The organism is Pseudomonadota bacterium, from assembly GCA_030860485.1.
Taxonomy (GTDB): Bacteria; Pseudomonadota; Gammaproteobacteria; order JACCXJ01; family JACCXJ01; genus JACCXJ01.
On record JALZID010000171.1, the window covers coordinates 1 to 4,323 of the forward strand.

General features: G+C 65.2%; 6 protein-coding genes. 4 read left to right on the forward strand and 2 right to left on the reverse strand.

What is annotated here, in order from left to right; translation table 11 throughout:
- Positions 1 to 222, reverse strand: a 222-nt coding sequence (locus tag M3461_09490; GenBank protein MDQ3774573.1) for a hypothetical protein, incomplete at its 3' end; no start/stop codon positions are given.
- Positions 223 to 483: 261 nt separating this feature from the next.
- Here M3461_09490 and M3461_09495 point away from each other — a divergent pair.
- From M3461_09495 to lolD, 3 genes are all read left to right on the forward strand, one after another.
- The gene (locus M3461_09495) at positions 484 to 867 is read left to right on the forward strand and encodes a class I SAM-dependent methyltransferase (GenBank protein ID MDQ3774574.1); all 384 of its coding nucleotides are present in this window, start codon (positions 484 to 486) and stop codon (positions 865 to 867) included.
- Positions 868 to 943: 76 nt separating this feature from the next.
- Positions 944 to 2,188, forward strand: coding sequence for a lipoprotein-releasing ABC transporter permease subunit (locus tag M3461_09500; protein MDQ3774575.1), 1,245 nt, complete (start codon positions 944 to 946; stop codon positions 2,186 to 2,188).
- Positions 2,181 to 2,873, forward strand: coding sequence for a lipoprotein-releasing ABC transporter ATP-binding protein LolD (gene lolD / locus M3461_09505; GenBank protein ID MDQ3774576.1), 693 nt, complete (start codon positions 2,181 to 2,183; stop codon positions 2,871 to 2,873). Before M3461_09500 ends, lolD begins: the two co-directional genes overlap by 8 nt.
- Here the strand turns inward: lolD and M3461_09510 are convergent.
- Positions 2,870 to 3,397, reverse strand: coding sequence for a DUF2062 domain-containing protein (locus tag M3461_09510; GenBank protein MDQ3774577.1), 528 nt, complete (start codon positions 3,395 to 3,397; stop codon positions 2,870 to 2,872). The genes lolD and M3461_09510 overlap by 4 nt on opposite strands.
- A gap of 95 nt (positions 3,398 to 3,492) precedes the next feature.
- Here M3461_09510 and M3461_09515 point away from each other — a divergent pair.
- On the forward strand, positions 3,493 to 4,323 hold an 831-nt coding region (locus tag M3461_09515), incomplete at its 3' end, for a ComEC/Rec2 family competence protein (protein ID MDQ3774578.1).

Below are 4,323 nucleotides of genomic sequence, written 5' to 3' on the forward strand. Positions count from 1 at the left end.
TTCCCGCAACGGGCGCCAGCCGATGATCTCGATACCGCTCCGGCGCAAGTGAGACCGCAACTCGGCGTTGCGGAAGGTCTCGAAGTCGGCCACTCGCTGGCGCCAGTCGCCGGCGATGGCCCGCAGCCCCGCCAAGTCCGTGGCCGGTAGGTGAGGCCAGGGCGGTAGCTCGTCGAAAAACCTCTTCGTCAGGTCCAGCCATCGGGTCGTCGGCTGGTTCAAAGGCATCTCCCTGAGATGATCGAAGACCGGGAGCCCCTGCTCCTCCCATCCGGGCGTTAGCTTGCTCGCGGGACATAGTGGAGTGCGAAACGAAAGGTATGAAATGGAACTCATCGCTATATGACCAAAAGCATTCTTTCGTATTCAAATATGGAGAAAAGGTGCTGGCATTGCTCAACCCTCAGCACGGAGAGCGCATCCGGATGTTGGTGTGGCACGGGTCATCTCACCAAACTCATTGCCGAAGCCGGAGCCGAGGTTGTGGGCATCGATAACTCGCTGGAAATGGTTGAGGCCGCACGGGCAGCGTGTCCCGATATTGAGTTTGTTGTGGCTGACGCAGCCGATTTCTCGTTCACAGAGCCTTTCGATGCCATTTTCTCAAATGCCGCGCTTCACTGGGTAACTGAAGCGGAACAAGCTGTGGTTTGTATGGCGCAGGCGCTCAAGCAAGGCGGTCGGTTTGTCGTTGAATTGGGAGGCAAAGGCAACATTGCCTCGATCACGAGGGCCGTTCGGGAAGCTATCTGGGAGGTGTTACAAGTCGAGGTCGAGCACGGCCGCCGTTACTACCCTAGCGTCTCGGAAATACTCGGGCTTGGTCGAGCGGCATGGCCTACTGGTAAGAAGTGCGGTCCTTTTTGACAGGCCAACAAAGCTCGAAGCAGGAGAACAGGGCTTGCGGAACTGGATAGCGATGTTTCGGCTATAATTCCCGGCCATGTTCAGACCGCTCGGGCTCTGCATCGGGCTCCGCTACACCCGGGCCAAGCGCCGCAACCACTTCATCTCGTTCATCTCGCTCACCTCGATGCTGGGTGTGTCTTTGGGCGTCATGGCGCTCATCACGGTCTTGTCCGTCATGAACGGCTTCGAGCACGAGCTGCGATCCCGGATCCTCGGCACGACCGCCCATGCCACCGTGGTCGACCGCAACGGGCCCTTGCGGGACTGGGAGGCGCTGGCTGATGCGGTCAAGACCCATCCGCTCGTGGAGGGCGCGGCGCCGTACCTCCGGGCCGAGGCGATGCTGACGCACCTCGGCAACGTCCAGGGGGTAGTGGTGCAGGGCATCTTACCGGAGGTGGAGGGAGAGGTGTCGGTGATCGGAGAGCGCATGGTGGCCGGACGTCTGGCCGGTCTCGGCCCCGGTCGGTTCGGCATGGTCCTGGGCGCCGAGCTCGCGCGTTCGCTCGGGGCCGACGTCGGAGACAAGATCACGCTCATCACGCCACAATCCATCGCCACCCCCGCCGGGGTCCTGCCCCGGCTGAAACAGTTCACGCTCGCCGGGGTCTTCGAGGTGGGGATGCACGAGTACGACAGCGCGCTGTGCCTCGTCCACGTGGCCGACGCCGCACGGCTCTTTCGGATCGATGGGCTCACCGGCATTCGCCTCCGGCTGGCCGATCAGTTCGCCGCCCCCCTCGTCAGCCGCGAGATCGCCCTGCGGATCGCACCCCATTACCGGGTCGTCGATTGGACCCAGGAGCACGCGAGCTTCTTCCGGGCCCTCAAGACGGAGAAGGTCGTGATGTTCGTGATCCTGATGCTGATGGTGGCGGTCGCGGCCTTCAATATCGTCGCGACCTTGGTCATGGTGGTGAACGACAAGGCCGCGGACATCGCCATCCTGCGCACCCTGGGGTTCGGTCCGGCTCGTGTCATGCGGATCTTCATCGTCCAGGGGACCGTGATCGGGTTCGTGGGGACTTTGCTCGGCATGGGGGGCGGGGTGTGGCTCGCGACCCACGTCGATGCCGTGGTGCGGGCGCTCGAAGGCTTGCTGCACACGCGCTTCCTGCCCCCGGACCTCTATTACATCAGCGAACTGCCCTCCGACCTGCGTTGGCCGGATGTCTTGGCGATCACGCTGGCGGCATTCGGCACCTGTGTCGTCGGCACCCTGTATCCCGCCTGGCGCGCCGCCCGTACCCAACCCGCCGAAGTGCTGCGCTATGAATGACAGGGACGATGGGGTCGTCCTGTCATGCCGCGATCTACACAAGACCTTCAGCGAAGGGGGGTTGGAAGTCGCGGTCCTGCGCGGCGTGAACCTCGCCGTCGCGGGCGCGGAACGCCTCGCCATCGTGGGGGCCTCGGGCTCCGGGAAGAGCACGCTCCTGCACCTCTTAGGGGGCCTGGACGTGCCGAGCGCGGGCGAGGTATGTATCGCGGGCCGGGTGGTCAACAAACTCGGCGAGGCGGCACGCGGGCAGTTGCGCAATCGCATGCTCGGCTTCGTCTATCAGTTTCATCACCTGCTCGCGGAATTCACCGCCCTCGAAAATGTATGCCTGCCCCTGCTCATCGGCGGTACCGGCACCCGCGAGGCGCGGGAACGCGGCGAAGAGGTGCTCGTGGCCGTGGGTCTGGGCGATCGGCTGGCTCACAAGCCGGGCGAACTGTCCGGCGGCGAACGCCAGCGGGCGGCGGTAGCCCGCGCCCTGGCCAACCGGCCGGCGTGCGTGCTCGCGGACGAGCCCACCGGCAATCTCGACGAGCACACCGCGGCGCAGGTTTTCGAGGTGATGCTGGCACTGAACCGGCACTACCGCACCACCCTGGTGATCGTGACCCACGACCTGCAACTCGCCCGGCGCATGGACCGCGTTCTGCACCTGACGGAGGGGATACTAGAGCCGTTCTAGGCCGCGAGTCCGAGGCGTCTCTGCCGGCGCGTCCTCCAGCGTCGCAGGATATGCCAGCGCCACACGCCCTGAACCGTAAAAAAGCCCAGGGTGGCGAAGACCACACCCAGTGCCAGCGATCCGACGGACAGCACCACCCAGCCGCTGCTCACGGTGTCCGCCAGCCACGCGAAACTGGGGGTAAACTCGGCACTCGGGGGCGCCTGCATCAGCCATGCGCCCGTGTGGTAGGCGAGCACGCTGAACGGGACTACGGTCAAGGGGTTCGTGGCCCAGCAGGCCAGGATCAGGATCGGCAGATTGATGCGCAGCGCCACCGCGCAGATCGCCGCGAGCGGCGTGTGTATGGGGAGCGGGATGAAGGCGATGAAGAGGCCGATGGAGACTGCCCAGGCCGCCGAACGGCGATTGATGTGCCATAGGCCCGGGTGATAAAGCCGGTGGCCCAGGAAGTGGAGGAAGCGGTTCCCGTACACGGCCTGGCGGGTGGGCAGGAAGCGATGAAAGATGTCTCGGAGGTCCATGGCTGTCGGATGCGTTTATCGGCCGTGGCCGCCGGATCGGATGCGGAGGTGCCGGAAATGATACCGCCCGGCCACAGAGTCACGGAAGACGGCTCGTGCGTACCGGCGCCCTGAGTTTCCTCGCCGGGATCCTGCTTGCCCAGCAACTTACGGCGTTGCCGGAGCTCTGGTATGCGCCCTGGGCCCTGGCAGGGCTCGCGGCCATTGCCGTCCCCAGGCTGCGGACCGCGGCGTTCCTGGCGCTCGGGTTCCTATGGGCAGTATGGCGGGCCGACCTCGTGCTCTCCGACCCGTTGCCGGGGGCGCTCGAAGGTGAGACCGTCACCGTGGAGGGTCGCATCGTAGGTCTCCCGCTCGATTTCGGTGATGCGCAGCGGTTCGATGTAGAGGTTGCCAGGCTCACGGGTCTGGGGCGCGCCTGGCCGCCACCCGGGCGCGTGCGCCTGACCTGGTATCGAAACGCCAGGTATCGATACGCCTGGTATCGAAACGAGCATCGGCCGGTGCCCGGGGAGATCTGGCGCCTCCTCGCGCGCCTCAAGCGCCCACACGGCATGATGAACCCCGGGGGCTTGGACTACGAGGGTTTCCTGTTCCGGCAGGGCGTGCGCGCCACCGGCTATGTGGTTTCGGGGACCGCGAACACGCGCCTCAGGCCGGCGCAGGGTCAGGTCATCGAGCGCCTGCGGATGGCCATCTCCGACGCACTCCGGCATCGTTTAGGGGACCGGCCGGAAACGGGGATCATCACGGCCCTGGCGGTAGGAGTCCAGCAAGCGATAGGCCCGGTGCAGTGGGACGTCTTCAACCGCACCGGCACCACTCATCTGGTTGCGATCTCCGGCTTGCACGTCGGTTTCCTGGGGCTCATCGGTTATCTGCTCGGACGCTGGTTGTGGTCCTTGCCCGCGCGTACGGTGCTGTAC

Coding starts and splice junctions, on each gene's coding strand:
- M3461_09500 (MDQ3774575.1), top strand. CDS start 944: ATGTTCAGACCGCTCGGGCTCTGCATCGGGCTCCGCTACACCCGGGCC.
- lolD (MDQ3774576.1), top strand. CDS start 2,181: ATGAATGACAGGGACGATGGGGTCGTCCTGTCATGCCGCGATCTACAC.
- M3461_09510 (MDQ3774577.1), bottom strand. CDS start 3,397: ATGGACCTCCGAGACATCTTTCATCGCTTCCTGCCCACCCGCCAGGCC.